We start from the raw sequence: 21529 nt of genomic DNA, 5'->3' as shown, positions 1-21529 counted from the left end.
CGCAATAAAAATATACGAATCGCAACCTGTCGCAAGTGAATCGCAAACCATTTGCGAAGCATAAAGCCTTATACAGCAAGGCATACAAACGCAATTCGCAAAATCTCAGGGTTTCTAGGGAAATATAAAATATATCCATTAAGCCACTATGCCAGTGTATAAAATACAGTAGTGCTTAATAAAATCCCTTTTATAGCAAGGCTTTCAAGGTGATTAAGCCATTAAGCCGTACTTCTATAAGAAATATATAAAATGCAGATTGAATGACCAGTAATGCTACTTAACCTTTTTAAATTGGATAATGCTCTGATCTGCTATTTCTTCTAAATAATTGGCGTACCACTGCATCATATTTGCCCTGTCATCTAAATATTGGGCCTTGTTATATACCCCTGCTACGCCGTCCTTGACATGGGCCAAAGCAGATTCAATATGACGCTCATCAAAGCCACGGTTATTTAGTAACGTACTGGCTATATGCCTAAAACCGTGTGGTGTCTGTCTGCCCTCATATCCCATACGGCGCAAAGCCATTATAAAAACTGTATCTGACTTTGGTTTGCTCTTGTCGGATCGGCTTGGAAATAAATACTCAGAATTGGTTTCGTAGGTTTTTAATTCATTAAGTATGGCAATGGCTTGCTTAGGTAAAGGCACAACATGCTCACGGCGTTTCTTCATGCGTTCTTCAGGAATATTCCATAAGCCTTGTTCTAGATCGAACTCATCCCATTTAGCCCCTCTTAGCTCAGTAGGACGGCAGAACAGCATAGCTAAAAGCTGTAACCCCATACGTACATCCATAGTCGGGTAATTATTAATAGCTCTGATTAAGGTTGGTAGCTCAGTCTCACTCACATGAGCCATATTCTCTTTTTTGCCCTGCTGTAGATACTTCTGAATGCCCTCTAATGGGTTGTAATCAATTCGCCCTGTTACCTTTGCATAATCATAAATATCACGGCACATTGCCCGAACCCGGCTTACCTGTTCATAGATACCCTGCTTTTGCTGAATACCTTTTAAATGATTCATCCACTCAATAGGTTTTATGCTGGTGTACAAGCGTTTGCCAAAAATAGGGAATATATGCTTTTCCAATGCACCTTTATTTCGGGTCATGGTGTCAGGAACCCATGTATTTACTTTGGTTTCTAACCACTCACGTGCCAGTACTTCAAAGGTTGCATTATTGTGGTCCAGCTCTTGGCGTTTGCGTTCCTGCTTTGTAATGATTGGATTATCGCCGTGGGATATATCTAAAATAATCTCAGATGCTTTCTTTCTAGCGCCTTTACCCGACAATTCAGGGTAAGTACCGATACCAAGCCATGACCACTTACCATCCGCCTTTTTATACCTGAATAGCCATGCTTTCTTACCATCAGGCTTTACACGGAAATATAAGCCATCGCCGTCTAACTCCCGATATTCTTTTAATTCAGGCTCAAGGTTAGCGAGTACTGTATCTGACAAAGGACGGCGTTTAATATCTGTTCTTTTCATGAGCTTGTACACCAGCGAGTTCAATAAATATTGCAATGTACATGACAGTGTACACGGCGTATGTACACTATAGCTAGTTATGTTTGGGTATGTTCAGGCAAGAAAAAAGGCTTGATCCCTTTAGAATCAAGCCTTTCATCTACTATTTAAAACATATTTGGGTATGTTTTGTTAGGAATATGGTGGAGGTGGCGGGAGTTGAACCCGCGTCCGCCAGCACTACGCTCGAGAATACTACATGCTTAGATATCGTCTACTGTTTTAACTCTTTGTGACCCGACGAACAGGGTACAAATCGCGATCCTCTTAATTTAGTACAAAACCCCGAGGCTTGGTTTTATACGGACTTGTGTGCGTGCGCTTCAGTCGGACTCTCTAACCACAAGTATTCGGAGAGGCGGACAAGCTGCCCTTAGGCAGCTAGAGCGTATGATTCGTCGTTTGCGACTAAAAAATGCAAATTTGATTTACGAGAGAAAATGCGCTCTCGACATGCATCTATGAGTTTCATCACCAGCGTCGAAGCCAGAAACACCCCCAAAGTAGCGGCAATCATAGCATAGTTGCTAGAAAATACGATCTATTTTCTAAACAAACACACATATTGATGCGCTTAATTACATAATTGCGCTAATATTTTGGTTTTCAAGTCCAACAATAAAATAATTTATGAGCTACTTACTTGCACTCGACCAAGGAACCACTTCGAGTCGTGCCATTATTTTCAATGAACAAGGTCAAGTTCAGGCAACGGCGCAACGCGAAACACGTATACATACCCCCCAATCAGGCTGGGTAGAACAAGATGCCCAAGAGATTTGGAGCTCACAAATTGCTGTTGTACAGCAGGCTCTGGCTTCTGCTCGTATTTTAGCCAAAGACATCAAAGCAATTGGTCTTACTAACCAAAGAGAAACGACTGTCGTATGGGATAAACGTACAGGACAGCCGCTTGCACCAGCCATTATCTGGCAAGACCGTCGCGCATTTGAATGGTGCAATCAGCTCCTACAGCAAAACTTAAAAGATAAGATTCAATCCAAAACCGGACTCCGAATTGACCCTTACTTTAGTACAGGAAAATTGGTCTGGTTACTTGAGCATGTCAATGGTCTACGCACACTGGCTGAACAGGGGCATGTGGCCTTTGGCACGATTGATAGTTGGCTGATTTGGAATCTCACCCAAGGCGCTCAACATGTCATCGAAGTCAGCAATGCTTCTCGCACCATGCTCATGAACTTAAGTACCCAGCAGTGGGATGAAGAGCTATTAGATTTATTTAATATTCCGTCTGCATTACTGCCGAAAATCATCAACTCAGATACCTACGTCGCCGATACCGCGGCAGGCTTACTCGGTGCCAATATTCCGATCACAGGCATATTAGGCGACCAGCAGTCTGCACTGTTTGGACAGTCCTGTTTTGAGATTGGGACTGCTAAAAACACCTATGGCACAGGTTGTTTTATGCTGTTCAATACAGGCGAGACCGTTCAATACAGTAAAAACAAACTGCTTTCGACACTGGGTTGGAAAACGCAACATCAAACCACTTATGCCCTAGAAGGCAGTGTATTTATGGCAGGTGCAATTGTTCAGTGGCTACGGGATAATTTAGGCATTATTCAAAAAAGTAGCGATGTTGAAAAATTAGCTTGTACAGTTAAAGATACCGATGGCGTCATGCTGGTTCCTGCCTTTACTGGACTCGGTGCGCCACACTGGGACAGTGAAGCGCGTGCCCTATTATGTGGAATGTCACGCGGCACCAATAAGGCTCATATCGCCCGTGCAGCCTTAGAATCCATTGCCTTTCAAGTCTCGGATGTACTGACTGCCATGCAAGCCGATATTCAGCAGCCGCTGAAAGAGCTCCGCGTCGATGGTGGCGCCAGTCAAAATGACATGCTCATGCAGTTTCAAGCCGATATTTTGAATGTGCCTGTACTACGCCCTAAGATGCAGGAGTCGACCGCATGGGGCGCGGCGGCCATGGCAGGCTTAAGGTGTGGCGTATTTTCAAGTTTGGATGAAATTGCACAGTCTTGGCAGCTTGAACGTGCTTTTGAACCCAAAATGAGTCCAGATCAACGTGAGTTTCATTTGCAACAATGGCAATCTGCCTTAAAGCGCGCAAAGTCAGAACTTTGATTATTTAAATATCTCTATTATTTTGAAATATCAAAAACATCATAAAACTACATAACATGTAGAATAAAAAACCGCTTCTAAAAGCGGTTTTTTATTACCCTAATGCGCATGTCCACCACCGCCTGCCCCTATTTTAGGCTTAGGGCAGAGCCAAATAATGGATGCTGCAAATAGAAATACCAAAGCTAGGATTAGGAAAATATAGTTTGCCGACAGGGTCAACGCTTCTTTATCCACCAAACTAGAAATATAGCCTAATGCACCTTCCGCGCTCATTCCCTGCTGCATCAACACTGACTGGGTTTGATCTGTATGCAAACTGCCAACCATTTCGCTACGTGCAACTTTAGTATGGTCGTCCCAAATAGTGACAGCAATAGAGGCGCCTATCGCTCCTGCCATAGTTCTTAAGAAGTTCATTAAACCTGCGGCTGATGCCATTTCATGCGGCAATACCGATGACAGTGCCATATTTGATAATGGGATAAAGAAAAATGGCACAGCAAAGCCCTGCAAAATTTGCGGCAATGCCAATGCAAAAAAGTCTGCATCTGTGGTCCAGAATGAGCGCATCAAGGTCACCCCGCCCAAGATGCTCAAACCAAAACTGGCCAGTGCACGTTGGTCATATTTGGTTGCCAATTTCGCCACAATGGGTGACATGGCTAAACTACCAAAACCCATGGTTGCGGTTAAATAACCGGCCCAAGTTGCGGTATAGCCCAAATTGATCTGTAACCACTGCGGAATCAGTACAATACTGCCAAAAAATGCGCCAAAGCCAAAGGCCAGTGCCAAGACTGAAATAGTGAAACTACGGTATCTAAAGATTTGGATATTCACCACTGGATGCCGTTCGGTCAGCTCCCAAATGGTAAAAATCACCAAGCCAATCACAGCCGTTAAAGCCAGTATCACGATCGCAGGGCTATTAAACCAATCGCGTTCATGCCCCAGATCGAGCATGAGCTGTAATGCCCCAATCCATAAAATCAGGAGGATCAATCCACCGCGATCAATTTTGAGTTTGGACGTTGCGGTTTCCGCAGGTTTAAGCAGACGCATCGCAGCAAAAGCACACGCTATCCCAACAGGAATATTAATAAAGAAAATCCAATGCCAAGACATGTTGTCACTGATGGTTCCTCCTAAAATCGGACCAAGAATCGGGCCAACCACCGTCGTCATTGCCCACATGCCCATCGCTTGGGATTGCTTTTCTGGAGGAAAAATCCGCATCAGTAACATCTGACTGAGCGGCATGATCGGGCCACCAAATAAACCTTGGCCAATTCGGCAGAAAACCAGCATTTCTAAACTGGTCGATAAACCACAAAATACCGAAAATATGGTGAAGCCAATCAGACTTAAGGTAAAAACCCTCACGCCACCAAAACGACCTGCGAGCCAGCCTGTTAAAGGGACACAAATCGCTTCAGCCACGGCATAAGAGGTAATCACCCATGTTCCTTGCGAACTCGATACGGCAAGGCTCCCCGTAATATGAGGCACAGAAACATTGGCAATGGTCATGTCCAGCACGACCATAAAGTTGGCCAAAGCGAGGACAAAGGCCGCCAGCATCAGGCGACCACCCTTTAAGTCACCATAGGGAACGTAGCTATTCATGTGCAACTACTTCGATTTCAAATCGATTTGAGCTTCCATTGACAAGCCAACACGTAAAGGATGTTCAGCCAACTCTTTCGGGTCGAGTTGAATACGCACAGGCAAACGCTGTACCACTTTAAGCCAGTTGCCTGTGGCATTTTGTGCAGGAATCAGCGCGAAGGCTGAACCTGTTCCACCAGAAAAGCCCAAAACCGTGCCATTGAACTCAACCGAGTCGCCATACAAGTCTGAGGTTAAAACTGCCTTTTGACCTGGACGTACATTTTCCAGCTGGCTTTCTTTAAAGTTCGCGTCGACATATAACTGTGAAATTGGCACCACCACCATGAGTACCGAACCCGGCGCCACACGCTGTCCAACTTGAATTTTTCGGCTCGTCACCACCCCATCAAATGGTGCTTTAATTTCAGTACGTTCTAAATCAAGTAAAGCTTGTTTCAGTTTTGCTTGCGCAACCAAAACATCGGGAGTCGAATTTTCATTGCTGCCTTGAATTAAAGCTTCATTTGCAGCCAAATTACTTTGCGCAGCTTTCTGACTGGATTTAGCCTGCGCCCAACCCGCTTGCGCCAAGTTATAGCCCGCTTGTGCATTATTTAAAGCAGCTTGTGCTGTGCTTAATTCTTCTTTAGAAATCGCGCCTGTCGCACTCAACTGCTGACGACGGTTCAAATCATCTTGCGCTTTATCCAACTCTGCTTTGGCTTTAGCCACTTGCGCTTCAGCACTGTGAATGGCGTCATCACTCACAAAGACTTGCGAGTTTAAAGAGCTATATTGGCCGCACTTTGTTTATACTGGCGCTGTGCTTTAAGTAATTCGGCCTGAGCTTGGGCTACAGCAATTTCAGCATCACGATGATCGACCAAAACCAGCACATCGCCTTTCTTTACAGTTTGCGTGTCACTGACCAACACTTTTTCAACTTGGCCAGTCACCATAGAAGTAATCGAGGCCGTTTCCGCCCCCACATAAGCATTATCAGTTGAAACCGAATGGTTAAAGAACAGTTTCCAAATCAAGAATAAAATGGCAGCAATGATCAGGATCATAGCCACGAAACCTAAGCTTTTCTTACGTTTGGCTTTCAGTGCTTGATCATTGATTTGATCGGCTGGATCAGTATCTGGCAGTGTATTTGAGGCATCTGTCATTGATTTTTCCTAAATCTAACAGACTTGGTCAGCCGGCATCATCCCTGCGAAAGGGACATCAGACAAGTATTGTCTGCATTGGTGTCGATGAGAAAGTCACAATAAAATTTGATGCATTCTAAGAGCAAATAATCACATTTTGAGAAAGTAAATTGTAACTGCTCAGTCTATTTTAGTTTTCAGCATCCAACTTCCTATTAGATGCTATAAATTTCACTTGAATATTAAATACTTAATTAATTTAAAACTAATAAGCATAAGAAGCAATAGCAGTTGCAATCGATTTGCCTTCATCATTGACCATGGTCATGCGCATGGTGCAGCCTTTACGCCCCAATCTTAGAGTTTCAGCACGGGCAATAAAGTATTTTCCACGTCCCGGCGCGAGATAATCGACCCGCATATCCACTGTAGCTAAACGGGATACTTTTTTAATGGTGTCCGCAATCGTGTCAGGTTCCGCTTTTTTATACAGTTCCCCCATCGCTACAATGCCACCAATACTGTCCAAAACCGTTGCAGCCACGCCACCATGTAAAATTTGGAACGCAACATTGCCAATTAAGTAATCTTGCATATCGATATAGGCTTCAATTTGCCCGTCAACGACTCGCATAGTCATGGTGTTGTGCTTAAAAAATGGCGACGCATTAAAAGCCTTAACCAACTGCTCAAAAACTACATCTATATCCACTTTTGCTCCTAAGTGTATGCTGCCCGTCCAGCTTTTTTCACCACTACTCATAACACTCTGCTTCACTCTTAAAACAATAAAAACCCGTCAATATGTGCCCAAAGCCATAAGATAGGTCTACAATACTGACCTAGTTTAATACCGATTATCGAGATTTGTATGACCTATACGTTCAATCGTCCCGCCTTCCCTGCTACTCGCATGCGCCGTATTCGTAAAAATGAACATCTGCGCTCTATGGTTCGCGAGACCCATTTAACGACAGATCATCTTATCTATCCAGTATTTGTCCTGCCAGGACAGAACCAGACGCAAGACATCCCCAGTATGCCGAAGGTGCAACGCCTATCTGCGGACTTACTCTTAAAAAAAGCAGAACGTTTACTTGAACTTGGCGTATCGAAACTGGCGCTATTTCCAGTTACTCCCCAAGAAGATAAAAGCTTAAGTGCCGAAGCAGCATGGCGTGAAGATGGTGTGGTTCAAAACACGCTACGTCTGCTCAAAAAAGAATTACCTGAAATGGTGCTGATTACCGATGGTGCACTTGACCCGTATACTACGCATGGCCAAGACGGCATCATTGATGACACGGGTTATGTACTCAATGACGAAACCGTTGAAGCCCTGATCAAACAAGGGTTAAGCCACGCTGAAGCTGGAGCAGATGTATTTGCGCCAAGTGACATGATGGATGGTCGTATCGGGGCGATTCGTCAAGCCTTTGAAGCCAATGGTCATATCTACACCTCAATCATGGCCTATTCAGCAAAATACGCGTCGAGCTTCTATGGCCCTTTCCGTGATGCGGTCGGTTCATCCAGCAACCTTAAAGGTGGCAACAAATACAACTATCAAATGGATGTTGGCAACCGCGCAGAAGCATTACATGAAATTGCCCTTGATATTCAAGAAGGGGCTGACATGGTGATTGTGAAACCGGGTATGCCGTATTTGGACATTGTCCGTGAAGTCAAAGATAACTTCGGCGTGCCAACTTTCGTTTACCAAGTCAGTGGCGAATATGCCATGCTCGCAGCGGCCATCCAAAACGGCTGGTTATCGGACAGCGTGATTATTGAATCACTGATGAGCTGCCGCCGCGCGGGTGCAGATGGCATCTGGACCTATTTTGCAGAAGAAGCGGCACTGAAACTAAAAGACATGAAATAACAGCGCGTTTAAAAGGATTGAATTTCAATGCATATTGCCATCATTGGCGCAGGAATCAGTGGTTTACTGACAGCGCTTGAGCTGATTGAACATGGTTGTTCGGTTGAGATTTTTGACCAACAGCAAGCGGGACAAGCGGCTTCATGGGCAGGTGGAGGGATTCTTTCCCCGATGTACCCATGGCGCTATCCACAAAGTGTCAATGACCTCGCCAAATATGGCAAAAGCATGTATCAAGCATGGAATGAAAAAATTAGCCCCGTTTCGGGGATTGATTTTGAAATCCATGAAACAGGCATGCTGATTTTTGATGAAGCTGATTTTGACATTGGCCTAAATTATAAAGACCAACATCAAGAACCGATGCAGCATTGTGAACGTTTGCAACGCGAACAACTGGAACAGGTCAATTCGCGCATTTCTTCGCGCTTTCAACAAGCTATCCATTTTCCGCAGTTGGCCAATGTCCGCAATCCGCGACTGCTCAAGTCGATTGTGGAATATCTCAAACGGCAGCCACAAGTCACCTTTCATGAGCAAGCATGGGTGCATACCTTTGACATACTCAACCAGCAAGTTCAAGGGGTAAAAACTGCTGATGGTCAGAGCTATTCGGCAGATCATGTGGTGATTGCGACAGGTGCATGGTCACAGCACTGGTCCGAACAACTCCAGTGCAGCATTCCAGTGAACCCCGTACAAGGACAAATGCTGCTGTTTAAAACCCCTGAAAACTGGCTACCAACCATGTGTATGAATCAGGTTATGTATCTGATTCCACGTTTGGATGGTCATATCGTTTGTGGTTCAAGCATGGCGGATGTCGGTTTTGACCAACGTCCTTCTCTACAGACCCAGCAAAATATTTATAAAGCCTGTTTGGACATGGTGCCTGAACTGGCCGATTTCCCAATTGTGAAACATTGGGCGGGTCTACGCCCAAGTTCACCAACGGGTGTTCCTTATATCGGACCCTTCCCCGAAATAGCCAATCTCTGGGCAAATTTCGGTCACTATAGAAATGGTCTATGTATGGGGCCTGCATCTGCTCGACTGCTACGCGAATTGATGTTGGCTCAAAGCTTAACGGTTAACGCCAGTGCCTATAGTCCTGAGCGTTTGGTAAGCTTTGCTTGATCAAACGCTACTTGGCTAAATTTTGCGGTTGAATAATGTGGATCAAGGCTTCTTTTAAAGTGGGATATTTAAACTCAAACCCCTGTGCTTTCAATGCTTCGGGGCGAACAAATTGACCATTCAGCACCAGTTGAGACTGCTCGCCTAAAAGTAACTTCAGCACAAAAGCTGGTAAAGAAAGTACAGGTCTACGTTTTAGAATTTGCGCTGCAGTTTGTGCAAATGCTGACTGGGTAACTTTTTCTGGACTGACGACATTAAAAACTTGCTCAGTCGTTTCATGCAACATTAAAAACTCAATCGCTCGCAGCACGTCTTGAATATGCACCCAGACCACAGGTTGCCGCCCCGAACCAATACGTCCACATAAGTTCATTTTGATCGGAAACAACATTTGCGGCAAAATGCCGGCCCCACGTCCAAAGACCACGCCTAAACGAATAATTTTGGTATTTTGCGACGTGTCTTGCCGTGCAGATTGTTCCCATTTTTGACACAACTCTGACATAAAAATAGACTGCGGCGCTGACTGCTCATTACAACACTCTGTCCATTGTTCAGTCGGATCGATACCATAATAGCCCACTGCTGAACCTGAAATAATACATTTCGGTTGAATCTTTCTTTTAGCGAGATATTGATAGAGCATCGTCGTCGTTTCAACACGACTGGCGATCAGCTTTTGTTTGCGGGCATCTGTCCAACGCCCCTGAGCAATACTTTCCCCTGCCAAATTCACCACATAATCAATGCGATCATGCTTGAGTTCTTCTAAAGCTCGAATCCAAGTCAAATGTGGGTGAATTTTAGGCAGATTCTTCTGTCGGCTTAAGCCGATCACTTCATAATCTTTTTCTAATAAATAATCGAGCAAGTTTGAACCAATAAAACCACTTGCTCCTGTCACCAATACACGTTCTTTTTGCATAGCGTGATCTCAAATGATGCTTTTGATCAAACTATAGCATTTAGAAGAAAGCTTTACGATTAATCGATTATTTTTGCTGCCATACGCTCTGCTTGTTTGCCATAAAACCAGTACGTCAGCACATACAGCGGAATCGCGATCAATAAAATCAGAATCACCACCATACTGATAAATTGCGGTTGTTGGACGTAGAGCATAAAGTTTTGCCAAACTTCAGCATCTCCCTGCGCAAAGATAAATAAACCTAACATGAGAAAGGCAAAGTTATAGCTCCAAAAAATCAGACTAAAACCTAAAGTGAATTTCTTCCGCTCTGCTTGGGTTGGCGCACGGCGCTGCTGCTTAATAAATTTAAGTAAAACCCAAATCATGGCCACCAAATAAGGTACAGCCGTTAATACTGCTCCCATCCCTGTCGGAAGTAGAGCAGCGAGTACACCACAGACACAACTAAAGACAAAACATATGAAAAAAAACCAGAGAAAATATCGTGTTAGCGAAATCATAGCGCTACTTTAAACCCAACCAAAAAATCATTATAAAAAAAATTCAGTTTTTTTTCATTTTCATGTCAACCAATCGAAGTTGATGTGCGTTAAATAGGATACAAGGTCGCAGCAACCGTCAACATTGTACCGGCATCCACAATACGTACGGTGACCTTTCCTAGAGCAATAAGATTGGCTCCAAATTTAAATGTTGTCAGCAGCCGACATTTAAGCGTGAAGCAGTTTTCTTTGACCGACGATTTCATCATCACTCGAATCGTCGGTCTTTATTTTTTTGAGGACTGATTTTTCAGTGCTCCCCCACCTCAATAGATGAAGAAGCGCTTAAAAGTTAATATGAGTTTAAGTGCTGGACGTCTTCTGCATCCTGAATGACATAACCATTACGTCCCCGCTCTTTGGCCAAATACAGATTCTGATCGACCTCTTTTAAAAAGGCCATTTTGTCATTTTTCTGGGTTGGGATAATGGTCTTCACCCCTAAACTGACCGATAAACGCTGATCCAATGGTGATGTACTATGGCAAATATCAGCGGTACGGATACTCTGTAAAATACGCTCCACCACTTCAATTGCAGACGCTTGTGTTGTATCAGGCAATATCAAAACAAACTCTTCCCCGCCAAAACGTGCGACCAAATCACGTGGTCTTGAGACACTTTTTTTCAGTATTTGTGCAATTTGTTTCAGACAAGCATCACCGAGAAGATGACCATTATGATCGTTGTATTGTTTAAAATAATCGATATCCAATAACATGAGGGTCAAAGGTTGCTGTTCACGCTGGGCATTGAGCCACTCACGTTGGTAGCTATCTTCAAAGAAGCGACGGTTGGCAATCTCCGTCAGACCGTCTTGATACGAATATTCTTCCAGTTGTTTTTTCAGTATTTCTAACTCTTGTTCCTGTTTTTTACGCTCCGAAATATCAAACATAAATCCAACCAAACTATCGACTTCCCCATTGGGTTTGCGCACTACATGCACCACATCGCGAATCCAAATATATTCTCCATTTATGGTCAGTGCGCGATAATCCGCCTCATGATCAACCCCCGAAATCGACTGTGCCACACAAAAATCAACCACCCATGCACGATCTTTTTCATGCATTCGCATCGCCCAATCTTCGACTGTTCTCCACGAGTCTTGCTTCCAACCCAGCACTTTTTCAATTTGTGGGCCAATATAACTAAACGTTTTGGTTTCCCAATCAATACTCCAAGGAATAGCAAGTGTTGATTCAATCAGCGTCTTATATACCAGATCATTGACAATACGGGGCGAACTGAAAATAGAATCAGACATAGTTATGTTCTCCTTATACCTTGTCCTATTCAAGGCATGACTTATTTTTTAGACATTCTGCATAAATCATTCTTATAAAGTCTCAAAATTGAATCCGTGATCGATGTTCACATTTCATTTATGACTTCGACACGATATACAATTTCATAGATTTACATAATACCCTATTAAAAGAACATTTTTTAATCATAATTTATCTATTTACTATAGTGTTAATCATATAAACCCATCACATTCTTTTTCACCTAATCGCTCAATAGTTTTTCTGTGCAATTCAACTTAAAAATAGGCACTCAACTATCAGGTCAAAGATTGTCGTCGTAGCGACAATTATCCATCGAATAATTTTGATTTATGTTAGCTTATAGCTCTATTGCGCTTTGAGCTTGGGGTATCTATGGCTGTTCGTTTTTTTCATACATCTGATTGGCATTTGGGACAGTTTTTTTATAACCATTCCCGTCAGTATGAACATGAACAGTTTTTAGCATGGTTACTGGAACAAATCAGTGCAAGACAGCCAAATGCGCTTTTGATTGCAGGAGACATTTTCGATGTCATCAACCCTGCATCGTCCGCACAAAAGCAACTCTATCAGTTCTTAGCAGATGCGCATGCACGTGCACCGCATATGCAAACCCTGATGATTGCAGGCAACCACGACTCAGGCTACCGCATTGAACAAGTTGAACCGTTATTGGCCAAATACAATGCCAAAGCGGTGGGAGTGATTCATAAAAATAGTCAACAGCAGATCGATCTTGAGCACTTATTGGTGCCAATTTTAGATGAGCAACAAAATACTGTGGCATGGTGTCTGAGCCTGCCCTTTTTACGTCCTGCTGAAATTACAGGCTTTAATGAACACACCACCAATAGCCAAAATGCGATTGCCTATTTGCATCAACAACTGATTGCTGAGGCCAAAGCCCGCAAAACAGCAGATCAAGCCCTGATTTTAATGTCTCATGCACATATGCAAGGCGGCGAAACCTCAGACTCTGAACGGCCCATTGTAATTGGTAATGAAGAAGCACTCTCAACAGCATTATTTGATGAAATCATTGACTATGTAGCGCTCGGACATTTGCATAAACCGCAAAAAGTCGGTGAAGCGCATATCCGCTATAGTGGCTCCCCGATTCCACTATCTTTTAGTGAAATTAACTATAAACATCAAGTTGTTGAAGTAATACTTGATCCCACACAAAACGATTCATCCCGTTTTCAATTGAATGTTTTAGCAATACCACGAAGTATTCAACTGCATAAAATACGCGGTGAACTCAATGAGGTATTGGAGAAACTGCAAGCATTGCCTCAAGGCGCTATCCAAGACCTTGATCAACGTGAATATGTTGATATTGAATACCATACTGCTGTTCCACCGCAGCCCAATTTAAGACAACAATTCGAAGAGGCTCTACCCAAAGACCGTTATCGTTTAGTCCGTATTTCACGTCAATATTTAGCGACTGAGCAAGACCCCAATGCACCCACTAAAGTGAGTTTAGAGCCACCTACACCAGAAAAACTGTTTCAGCAAATTTGGGAAAAACAGGGTTATCACAATGATGCAGAAGTGTTAAACGATTTCATGAGCTTAATGCGTGAAGCAGAACAATCCCTTGCAGATGAACAAGAGGCTTAAAGGTTTAGTATGAATATTTTATCGATTCGAATTAAGAACCTTGCTTCACTTTCTGGCGAACATCTGATTGATTTTGAAAGCGATCCCCTTGCCAGTGCAGGTCTGATTGCCATTGTGGGGAAAACAGGCGCAGGTAAATCCACCATTTTAGATGCTATGTGTTTGGCCCTGTTTAACCGTATTCCACGACTAAAAGACAGTGATGGGAAACTTCAAGATGTCGATGGCTCAGAGCTGCTCACCAATTCCCCATTGACCGTACTGCGTCGTGGCACTGCACATGGCTATGCCGAGCTATGCTTTATTGCACAAGACCAAAAACGCTATATCGCGCGTTGGGAATTAAAACGTTCGCGGGAAAAAGCAGACGGCAAACTGCAAAGTGTGCAGCGTTCTTTAAAATGTGTCACCGATGGTGTTGTGGTTGCGGATAAAGCCAAAGCCGTCGATGAAAATATCAAACGCATCACACAGCTCAGTTTTGAACAATTTACTCGTGCCGTTTTATTGGCCCAATCTGAGGTCACCGTTTTTTTAAAAGCACGGGACAATGAACGCGGTGAGTTGCTGGAATATCTAACCAATTCCGCTATTTTTGGGAAAATTGGTCAACTGGCTTATGAGAAAACCAAATCCGTCGCCACACAGCGCAAAGAACTGGAAAATGTACTGGGTCATATTGAACTGTTGACCGATGATCAAGTCACTGCATTATCGACACAGTTTCAGCAGTGTGACAGGGATTATAAACAGCTTGAAGCTCAAAAGTCGCAACTGGAAAAACAACAACAATGGTTTGAGCGCAAACATAAACTCGACAGTGAAATCATTAGCAAACAACAACTCTTCGATACACAAAGCAAGTTACAACAAGATTTAACTCCTGAGCGCGAACATTTGGCTCGTTTGGAGATCTTTTCAGAAATTCGTGCTGTGGTATTCCAACAACAACAGTTACAGCAAACTGTGCAGCAACTGACGCCCCGTATTCAACAACAGCAACAACTGTTCGATCATTTACAACTTAAATTTGAAAGTGAAAAAGTCCAATTTACGCAAGCTGAAATGGCAGTCAATAAACTACAACAGTTTGAAAGTACCCATCATGCTGCATTAAATGAGGTGCGTAAATGTATTCAAGAACGTGATTTTATTGGGGCTGAGTTTAAGAAAGTTCAGGAAAAATTGCAGGCTTTAGAGCAGTCTAAGCTGCCCCTAAGCCAGCAACAACAAAAGCTTGAAGAGCAGATTCAACACATTGAGCGACAGCAAACCGAGTGTAAGCAGCAACTGGAAAGCTCACAACAGTTTGTAAACCTAGACAAAGGTCTCAGCGCCCATACTCAACAGCTAGAACAGTTCATTCATCAATATCAAAAAATTGAACATCAACTCGGGCCACGTACTCAGGCTGAACATCGGCTAGCATCAGAAAAACAACAATTACAGCAGTCGATTCAACAGTTCGGGAAGATCGAACAGCTTGAAATCAAAGTTGAGCAGACACAGCAGCAACGCGAGTTAAAAATCAATCAACTCAGTCAATTCGAGCTGATTCAGCAAAAAATTCAGCAGTTTTTTGACTTGCAGGCTGAGTCTACAGAACAGCAAGTACAACTCGACAATGCCAAAACACAGCTTAAAGCCGTGCAACACAATAGCCAACAAGCAGAACAAGCCTTTCAGGCTGCCAAAAGTGAACGCATCCAACTGCAACAGGTTTTGCAACAGCAGCGACTTTTACATGCTGAAAATATCGCAGATTTACGCTCAGCACTCCAAGACGGCGAACCCTGTTTAGTCTGTGGCAGTACCTCACATCCTTATAAAGTGGAAGATACTGCGCTCTCCAAGGCCCTGTTTGAGCTTCAACAGCAGCAGGAACAACAGGCAACACTGAAAGAACAAAATTGCTTTGATGGCTGGCAACAAGCGCAGCAGCAGCTGACTAAACTGAATACTGAAATAGAACAACGCCAAACTTTAATTCAGCAACTTTCTGAAAAAATTAGTACTTTGCAACACGTGTTAATCGCACACAGTCAAACAGCAAATATGGCACTCGACTTCACCCTAACAGCATCAGAATTGAAGACTCAGTTCATGCAAATGGCTCAGCAATATCAGTTGAATTTGCAACAACTCAAACAACAATCTGAGTTGTTGCAACACAATATTAAAATCCAGCAACAATGCATCCAAAACATTCAACAGATTGAACATTTACTACAAACAGCGAACGGTTTGCAAAACCAAGTTCAGCATATCGTGCAGTGTTTATCTGAAGCTGAAAAAACAGCTTGGCAACAGCAGACCACCCAAACCGCTCAGCAAATCTTGATACGTCTAAATACCCGTTCACAACAACTGGAACAGTTGGAACAATGGCGTCAGCAATGCGAACAAACCACACAACAGTTCAAGACCAATCAACTGAATATCGAAAATACCAGTAGGCACATCGCTGAAACTAACAAGCAGCTCAGTGAGATCAAACAAAGAGGACAGCAAAATACAGAAATAGCCAATCAATTAATCCAACAAATGACAGGCTTAACTGACATCAAAGCCAATGAATGGCTCATTCAGCACGATCAACATCGCCAGCAGATGCAAAGCCATTATCAACAGCTGAAACAACATTTTGAGCAATTGCGCCATCAATTCGAACAGGAAAAAAATCAGCTAGAACAGCTCAAAGCCCAGTTACAGCAGAATCAGACCAGTGCCAGCCAAGTAGAAAATACCCTTCAACACTGGCTCAATGCGCACCCTGATTTTCATAAGCCTGATTTAGATGCGCTGGCTCAAATTAACTCGGCTCAGGAACAGCACATTCGTCAGAAATTACAGCATGCAGAACGCCTAGTAAATGAAGCACATGCTGCATTGAAAACTATGCAAGAGCAGTTGAGTGAACATCTGGGCCATCAACCTGAGATTGACCCAGCACAGTTACAACAGCAAATGCAGGAGCATCAAGCGGCACTACAAACACAACTTGAAATACGCGATCAGCTCAAACTCAAACTCGAATTGCATCAGCAAAATGTCGCAAAACAAAAGCAATTTGCAGATCAGATTCAAGCCATACAACAGGAAGAACACCGTTGGGGGAAAATTTCAGGCCTCATGGGAGATGCCACTGGCAAAAAATTCCGTGATTATGCGCAGCAATATAATCTCGATATTTTACTGGAACATGCCAACCAACAGCTCAACCAACTCTCACAGCGTTATACCTTAAAGCGTTTAGAGCATTCGCTGAGTCTGGCTATTATTGATCATGATATGGATGGAGAGATCCGCTCCGTTGCATCACTTTCTGGGGGCGAGTCTTTCCTGACTGCCCTTGCCCTATCTCTTGCCATTGCCAATATGGCCTCAGGCTCAATGAAAATCGAATCTCTATTTATTGATGAAGGCTTTGGGACTTTAGATGCATCGTCCCTGCACATGGTCATGAATGCTCTCGATCAACTGCAAAACCAAGGACGTAAGGTGGTGCTGATTTCACACATCCAAGAAATGCATGAACGTATTCCTGTGCAAATCCAAGTCAAAGCTTTGGGCGCAGGTGCCAGTACCATTGAGGTAGTGGGATAATTTTAGAGTTTTGAAAGTCAAAGTTTGATCTGTTTTAAGACACCATCTCTCAGTTAAAAATAAAGGGAGCATCTTACTTAATGTAAGTGCTCCCTGTGAGATCCAAACGAATGCTTTAATCCGCTGGGAATGCTTTTGGTGGAGGCGCATATTTAGATGCATCTACTGCTTTGTCTGTAGTCGCCACAGACTGTAGCGGGTAAATCACAGTACCAATCACACCTGTATTTTGGATGGAACCATGATCTGAGTTTGCAGCATAGGCATCTTCCGGTCGACTAAAGGTAAAAGATGCCACCGCAGAGTCACTCTTACGGAAGCCTTCAACAATCAACTCCCCCTGTGGACGAAGCACATACCCTGAATTGCTGCGTGATGCTGCACGTCCATCAATAACATCTAAACCATCCACACTGGCAACCACTTCAAATGTGCTATTGCTATGGTTTTGGTATTTGAGTTGATAACTTTGTCCATCTTTGCCAGATAAATAATACTGCTGACCATCTCGAAATAAAGGCAGTGGACGCTGTGCATCGTCTACAATCGAAAAACTGATTTTCCCAGCAGCCAATGACAGACTGTTCACAGCCTTACCCACGTATTTTTTGCTGGCATAGCGAACTTGTGATTCAGCTATTGGGCTGCTGGATAACCGCTTTAAATTGACTTCCGTTACGTTTGAACTAATCTCATCGCCCCACTTGGTGCCTAATTTTTCACTTTTAGCGACGTGAGCATTTTGAACCGTAGATTCCGCACTCATCTCACTCATTTTGGTATTTGTGCTACTACAAGCTGCTACAAATAAACTCAAAAGCAGGGAGATAAATAAATAGAGTTTTTTCATTTTGGCTTCATCCTAAATGCAATTTTTATCGTTGTCAGGCAATCATTGTTCATCTGTCTAATCTATAGACGGTTCAATTCATGAGTTTAAATTAAGCCTATTTTTTCAGCAGCCTATTAGTTTTATATAATTGTAAGTTAAGCGCTTCTCACTGCCTTTAAGCACAAGAAGCCCTATTTAGACTTAATGCTGTGAATAATCTCTCGCCCCAAACAAGGCTGTTCCAACGCGAACCATAGTCGACCCAGCTGCAATCGCATCGACCATATCGCCTGACATGCCCATGCTTAAGGTATCCCAGTCTTCAGGATGTACATGCAGCTCTTTCACTTGGTCAAATAACACTTTCGCGGCCTTAAAGGCTTGGGTATTGTTCGGCGCCGGAATCACCATCAAACCACGCAGTTTGATGTTAGGCAACTGACTGATACTTTTTACCAACTCAGCAACTTCATCAGGTTGGCAGCCATCTTTGCTGTCTTGAGCATCGATATTGACCTGTAGACAAAGATTTAATGGTGGTTGTGTTATCAGACGTTGCGCCGATAAACGCTCTGCAATAATTAAACGATCAACCCCATGCACCCATGCAAACTGTTCAGCCAAATGTTTGGTTTTATTGCGTTGTACATGCCCAATAAAATGCCATTCAATCTCTAAGTCTTGTAGCGCCTCTATCTTCTGCAAAGCCTCTTGTAAGTAGTTCTCACCAAAGGCGCGTTGACCACAAGCGTACATGTCTCGTAACACTTCACTCGGATGTGTTTTAGAAACCGCCAAAAGTTCTACAGACTCCACGTCACGCCCTGAAATTTCGCAGGCCTGTTGAATTTGGGATAACACGTGTTGACGTGAATTTTGCAAGATATTCATTGACGAGGGTCTCATTTCGGTCATCTTTTTTGCTTTGCCTTTCAACAAACTGTTGGTTAAGTTGATTGAAAGCCTTATTATTCTATCAAAATAATTAGCATTTAAATGAACTCGGGGAAATAATGGATATCACAGAATTACTAGCCTTTTCGGCTAAGAACGGGGCATCAGATTTACACTTATCTGCGGGTATGCCACCGATGATTCGTGTCGATGGCGAAGTTCGTCGTATCAATTTACCAGCTTTAGAACACAAAGAAGTGCATAAACTGGTCTATGACATCATGAATGACAAACAACGTCGTGATTTCGAAGAAAAACTAGAAACAGACTTTTCCTTTGAAGTTCCAAGCATTGCTCGCTTTCGTGTGAACGCATTCAACCAAAACCGCGGTGCAGGTGCAGTATTCCGTACCATTCCGTCTAAAGTCCTGACCATGGAAGACTTAGGTTTAGGACAAACCTTCAAAGAGTTATGTGAATTGCCACGTGGTTTAGTTTTAGTAACGGGGCCTACTGGTTCTGGTAAATCTACCACGTTGGCGGCAATGATCGATTATATTAATGATAACCGCTATGACCACATCTTAACAGTTGAAGACCCTATCGAATTTGTACACCAGTCAAAAAAATGTTTGATCAACCAACGTGAAGTGCACCGTGATACACATGGTTTTAACGAAGCACTGCGTTCTGCACTCCGTGAAGACCCCGATATTATCCTCGTGGGTGAGATGCGTGACCTTGAAACCATTCGTTTGGCGCTCACTGCCGCTGAAACGGGTCACTTGGTCTTCGGTACACTACATACCACCTCTGCGGCAAAAACCATTGACCGTGTGATTGACGTATTCCCTGCTGAAGAAAAAGACATGGTTCGTGCCATGTTATCTGAATCGCTACAAGCCGTGATTTCTCAAACCTTACTCAAGAAAAATGGCGGTGGCCGTGTTGCTGCGCATGAAATCATGATTGGTATTCCTGCCATTCGTAACTTAATTCGTGAAAACAAAGTGGCACAGATGTATTCTGCTATTCAGACTGGTGCAAACTACGGTATGACCACACTGGATCAAAGTCTGAAAAACTTGGTCACCAAAGGAGTGATCAGTCCGCAGACCGCACGTACAGCTGCCAAGCAACCTGAAACCTTCTTATAAGAAAACAATGGATTTGGGGTATAGATATGGATTTTAACGACTTACTCAATTATATGATTCAACAAAAAGCGTCAGATTTATTTATCACCGCTGATGTTGAGCCCTCCATGAAAATTAACGGTCAAATTGTGCCTGTGGCTAAAGGCAAGCTGACGGGTGATGTCGCGGGGCAACTGCTCAACTCGATTATGAGTGAAAAGCAGCGTAAAGAATTTGCAGATACACATGAGTGCAACTTCGCGATTATGAATCGGGATAAAACGGCACGTTTTCGTGTCAGTGCCTTTCAACAGCGTGATATGCCAGGTATGGTTTTACGTCGGATTGAGACGCAAATTCCAACCATGGACGAGTTAAAACTCCCGCCTGTGCTCAAAGAGTTAGCCATGACCAAACGTGGCATCATCATCTTTGTGGGTGCAACAGGTACGGGTAAATCGACTTCTTTGGCTTCGATCATTGGTTACCGTAACCAAAACTCAAAAGGTCATATCATTACCATTGAAGACCCAATTGAATTTATTCATGAGCATGCAGGCTGTATCATTACCCAGCGTGAAGTGGGCATTGATACTGACTCTTTTGAAATCGCGCTGAAAAACACCTTACGTCAGGCACCCGATGTGATCCTGATTGGTGAGATTCGTTCCCGCGAAACCATGGATTATGCGATTGCCTTTGCTGAAACAGGTCACTTGGTATTTGCAACGCTACACGCCAACAACGCCAACCAAGCCATCGACCGTATTATTCACTTTTTTGAAGCAGACCGTCATAGCCAATTGTTTATGGACTTGTCTTTAAACCTTAAAGCGATGGTTGCTCAGCAGTTGATTCCAACACCGGACGGTAATTCACGTCGCGCTGCAATTGAGATTTTAATTAACTCACCGTTAATTTCTGATTTGATCCGTAAAGGTGAAATCCACGAAATTAAAGACCTGATGAAGCGTTCTCGTGAACTCGGTATGCAAACCTTTGACCAAGCCTTATTCGATTTATACAAAGCTAAGCAGATTACCTATAAAGACGCGCTTAAACACGCCGACTCTCCAAACGACTTACGATTACAAATCAAGTTGTCTGAAGAAGGCGGTGATCGTCTATTGCATGCCAGTGCAAACATCACCTTTGACGGACAAGCTTAAGCATTTCTTTAAACAATAAAAAAGGGCTTCTCATGAAGCCCTTTT

The 21529-nt window shown here is 43.3% G+C and carries 15 protein-coding genes, 1 other RNA gene and 1 pseudogene; 7 read left to right on the top strand and 10 right to left on the bottom strand.

Features of this window, described 5'->3' with window-relative positions:
• Positions 1 to 276: 276 nt before the first annotated feature.
• Together AC4MC0_RS03430 and ssrA are read right to left on the bottom strand one after the other, a co-directional pair.
• A complete protein-coding gene (locus AC4MC0_RS03430) occupies positions 277 to 1506 on the bottom strand; it encodes a tyrosine-type recombinase/integrase (RefSeq protein ID WP_335999644.1) in 1230 nt (409 codons plus the stop codon).
• 180 nt (positions 1507 to 1686) lie between these two features.
• Positions 1687 to 2045: a transfer-messenger RNA gene (ssrA, locus tag AC4MC0_RS03425) on the bottom strand.
• Positions 2046 to 2175: 130 nt separating this feature from the next.
• Between ssrA and glpK the strand changes: the two genes are divergently transcribed.
• The gene (glpK, locus tag AC4MC0_RS03420) at positions 2176 to 3660 is read left to right on the top strand and encodes a glycerol kinase GlpK (protein ID WP_491887282.1); all 1485 of its coding nucleotides are present in this window, start codon (positions 2176 to 2178) and stop codon (positions 3658 to 3660) included.
• 99 nt (positions 3661 to 3759) lie between these two features.
• Here the strand turns inward: glpK and AC4MC0_RS03415 are convergent, their stop codons facing one another.
• The 3 genes and pseudogenes from AC4MC0_RS03415 to AC4MC0_RS03405 all read right to left on the bottom strand — a co-directional run bounded on the left by AC4MC0_RS03415 (position 3760) and on the right by AC4MC0_RS03405 (position 7191).
• Entirely contained in the window at positions 3760 to 5289 is a 1530-nt protein-coding gene (locus tag AC4MC0_RS03415) for a DHA2 family efflux MFS transporter permease subunit (protein ID WP_491887281.1), read from the bottom strand.
• A gap of 6 nt (positions 5290 to 5295) precedes the next feature.
• Positions 5296 to 6446, bottom strand: a pseudogene (locus tag AC4MC0_RS03410) (HlyD family secretion protein).
• A gap of 247 nt (positions 6447 to 6693) precedes the next feature.
• Entirely contained in the window at positions 6694 to 7191 is a 498-nt protein-coding gene (locus tag AC4MC0_RS03405; protein WP_004694841.1) for a thioesterase family protein, read from the bottom strand.
• A gap of 108 nt (positions 7192 to 7299) precedes the next feature.
• Between AC4MC0_RS03405 and hemB the strand changes: the two genes are divergently transcribed.
• The gene (gene hemB / locus AC4MC0_RS03400; protein WP_125281232.1) at positions 7300 to 8313 is read left to right on the top strand and encodes a porphobilinogen synthase; all 1014 of its coding nucleotides are present in this window, start codon (positions 7300 to 7302) and stop codon (positions 8311 to 8313) included.
• 27 nt (positions 8314 to 8340) lie between these two features.
• Positions 8341 to 9450 carry a glycine oxidase ThiO gene (gene thiO, locus AC4MC0_RS03395; protein ID WP_491887280.1) on the top strand — a complete coding sequence of 370 codons (1110 nt, stop codon included), beginning with the start codon at positions 8341 to 8343 and terminating at the stop codon, positions 9448 to 9450.
• Positions 9451 to 9457: 7 nt separating this feature from the next.
• On the opposite strand, the gene AC4MC0_RS03390 is transcribed toward thiO, so the two are convergent.
• From AC4MC0_RS03390 to AC4MC0_RS03380, 3 genes are all read right to left on the bottom strand, one after another.
• A complete protein-coding gene (locus tag AC4MC0_RS03390; RefSeq protein ID WP_491887279.1) occupies positions 9458 to 10378 on the bottom strand; it encodes a TIGR01777 family oxidoreductase in 921 nt (306 codons plus the stop codon).
• A gap of 59 nt (positions 10379 to 10437) precedes the next feature.
• Complete coding sequence (locus tag AC4MC0_RS03385; protein WP_004694849.1) at positions 10438 to 10884, bottom strand: ABZJ_00895 family protein; 447 nt, start codon at positions 10882 to 10884, stop codon at positions 10438 to 10440.
• Positions 10885 to 11218: 334 nt separating this feature from the next.
• A complete protein-coding gene (locus AC4MC0_RS03380; protein WP_491887278.1) occupies positions 11219 to 12196 on the bottom strand; it encodes a GGDEF domain-containing protein in 978 nt (325 codons plus the stop codon).
• A 397-nt stretch (positions 12197 to 12593) separates the two neighbouring features.
• Between AC4MC0_RS03380 and AC4MC0_RS03375 the strand changes: the two genes are divergently transcribed.
• Both AC4MC0_RS03375 and AC4MC0_RS03370 read left to right on the top strand, forming a co-directional pair.
• Positions 12594 to 13847, top strand: coding sequence for an exonuclease SbcCD subunit D (locus AC4MC0_RS03375; RefSeq protein WP_491887277.1), 1254 nt, complete (start codon positions 12594 to 12596; stop codon positions 13845 to 13847).
• A gap of 9 nt (positions 13848 to 13856) precedes the next feature.
• Positions 13857 to 17453 carry an AAA family ATPase gene (locus AC4MC0_RS03370; protein ID WP_491887276.1) on the top strand — a complete coding sequence of 1199 codons (3597 nt, stop codon included), beginning with the start codon at positions 13857 to 13859 and terminating at the stop codon, positions 17451 to 17453.
• A 115-nt stretch (positions 17454 to 17568) separates the two neighbouring features.
• On the opposite strand, the gene AC4MC0_RS03365 is transcribed toward AC4MC0_RS03370, so the two are convergent.
• Positions 17569 to 18303 (bottom strand): hypothetical protein, encoded by a 735-nt coding sequence (locus AC4MC0_RS03365; protein WP_348960307.1) that lies wholly within the window; start codon positions 18301 to 18303, stop codon positions 17569 to 17571.
• Positions 18304 to 18486: 183 nt separating this feature from the next.
• Positions 18487 to 19176, bottom strand: coding sequence for a YggS family pyridoxal phosphate-dependent enzyme (locus AC4MC0_RS03360; protein WP_491887275.1), 690 nt, complete (start codon positions 19174 to 19176; stop codon positions 18487 to 18489).
• Positions 19177 to 19298: 122 nt separating this feature from the next.
• On the opposite strand from AC4MC0_RS03360, the gene AC4MC0_RS03355 reads away from it, so the two are divergent.
• Together AC4MC0_RS03355 and AC4MC0_RS03350 are read left to right on the top strand one after the other, a co-directional pair.
• Positions 19299 to 20336, top strand: a complete 1038-nt coding sequence (locus AC4MC0_RS03355; protein WP_004694862.1) for a type IV pilus twitching motility protein PilT — start codon at positions 19299 to 19301, stop codon at positions 20334 to 20336.
• 26 nt (positions 20337 to 20362) lie between these two features.
• Positions 20363 to 21484 (top strand): PilT/PilU family type 4a pilus ATPase, encoded by a 1122-nt coding sequence (locus AC4MC0_RS03350; protein ID WP_004694864.1) that lies wholly within the window; start codon positions 20363 to 20365, stop codon positions 21482 to 21484.
• The last annotated feature ends 45 nt before the right edge of the window (positions 21485 to 21529 follow it).

It is taken from the genome of Acinetobacter sp. CAU_H_S139_7 (assembly GCF_058599305.1).
This window is presented reverse-complemented; position numbering and strand designations above follow the sequence as displayed.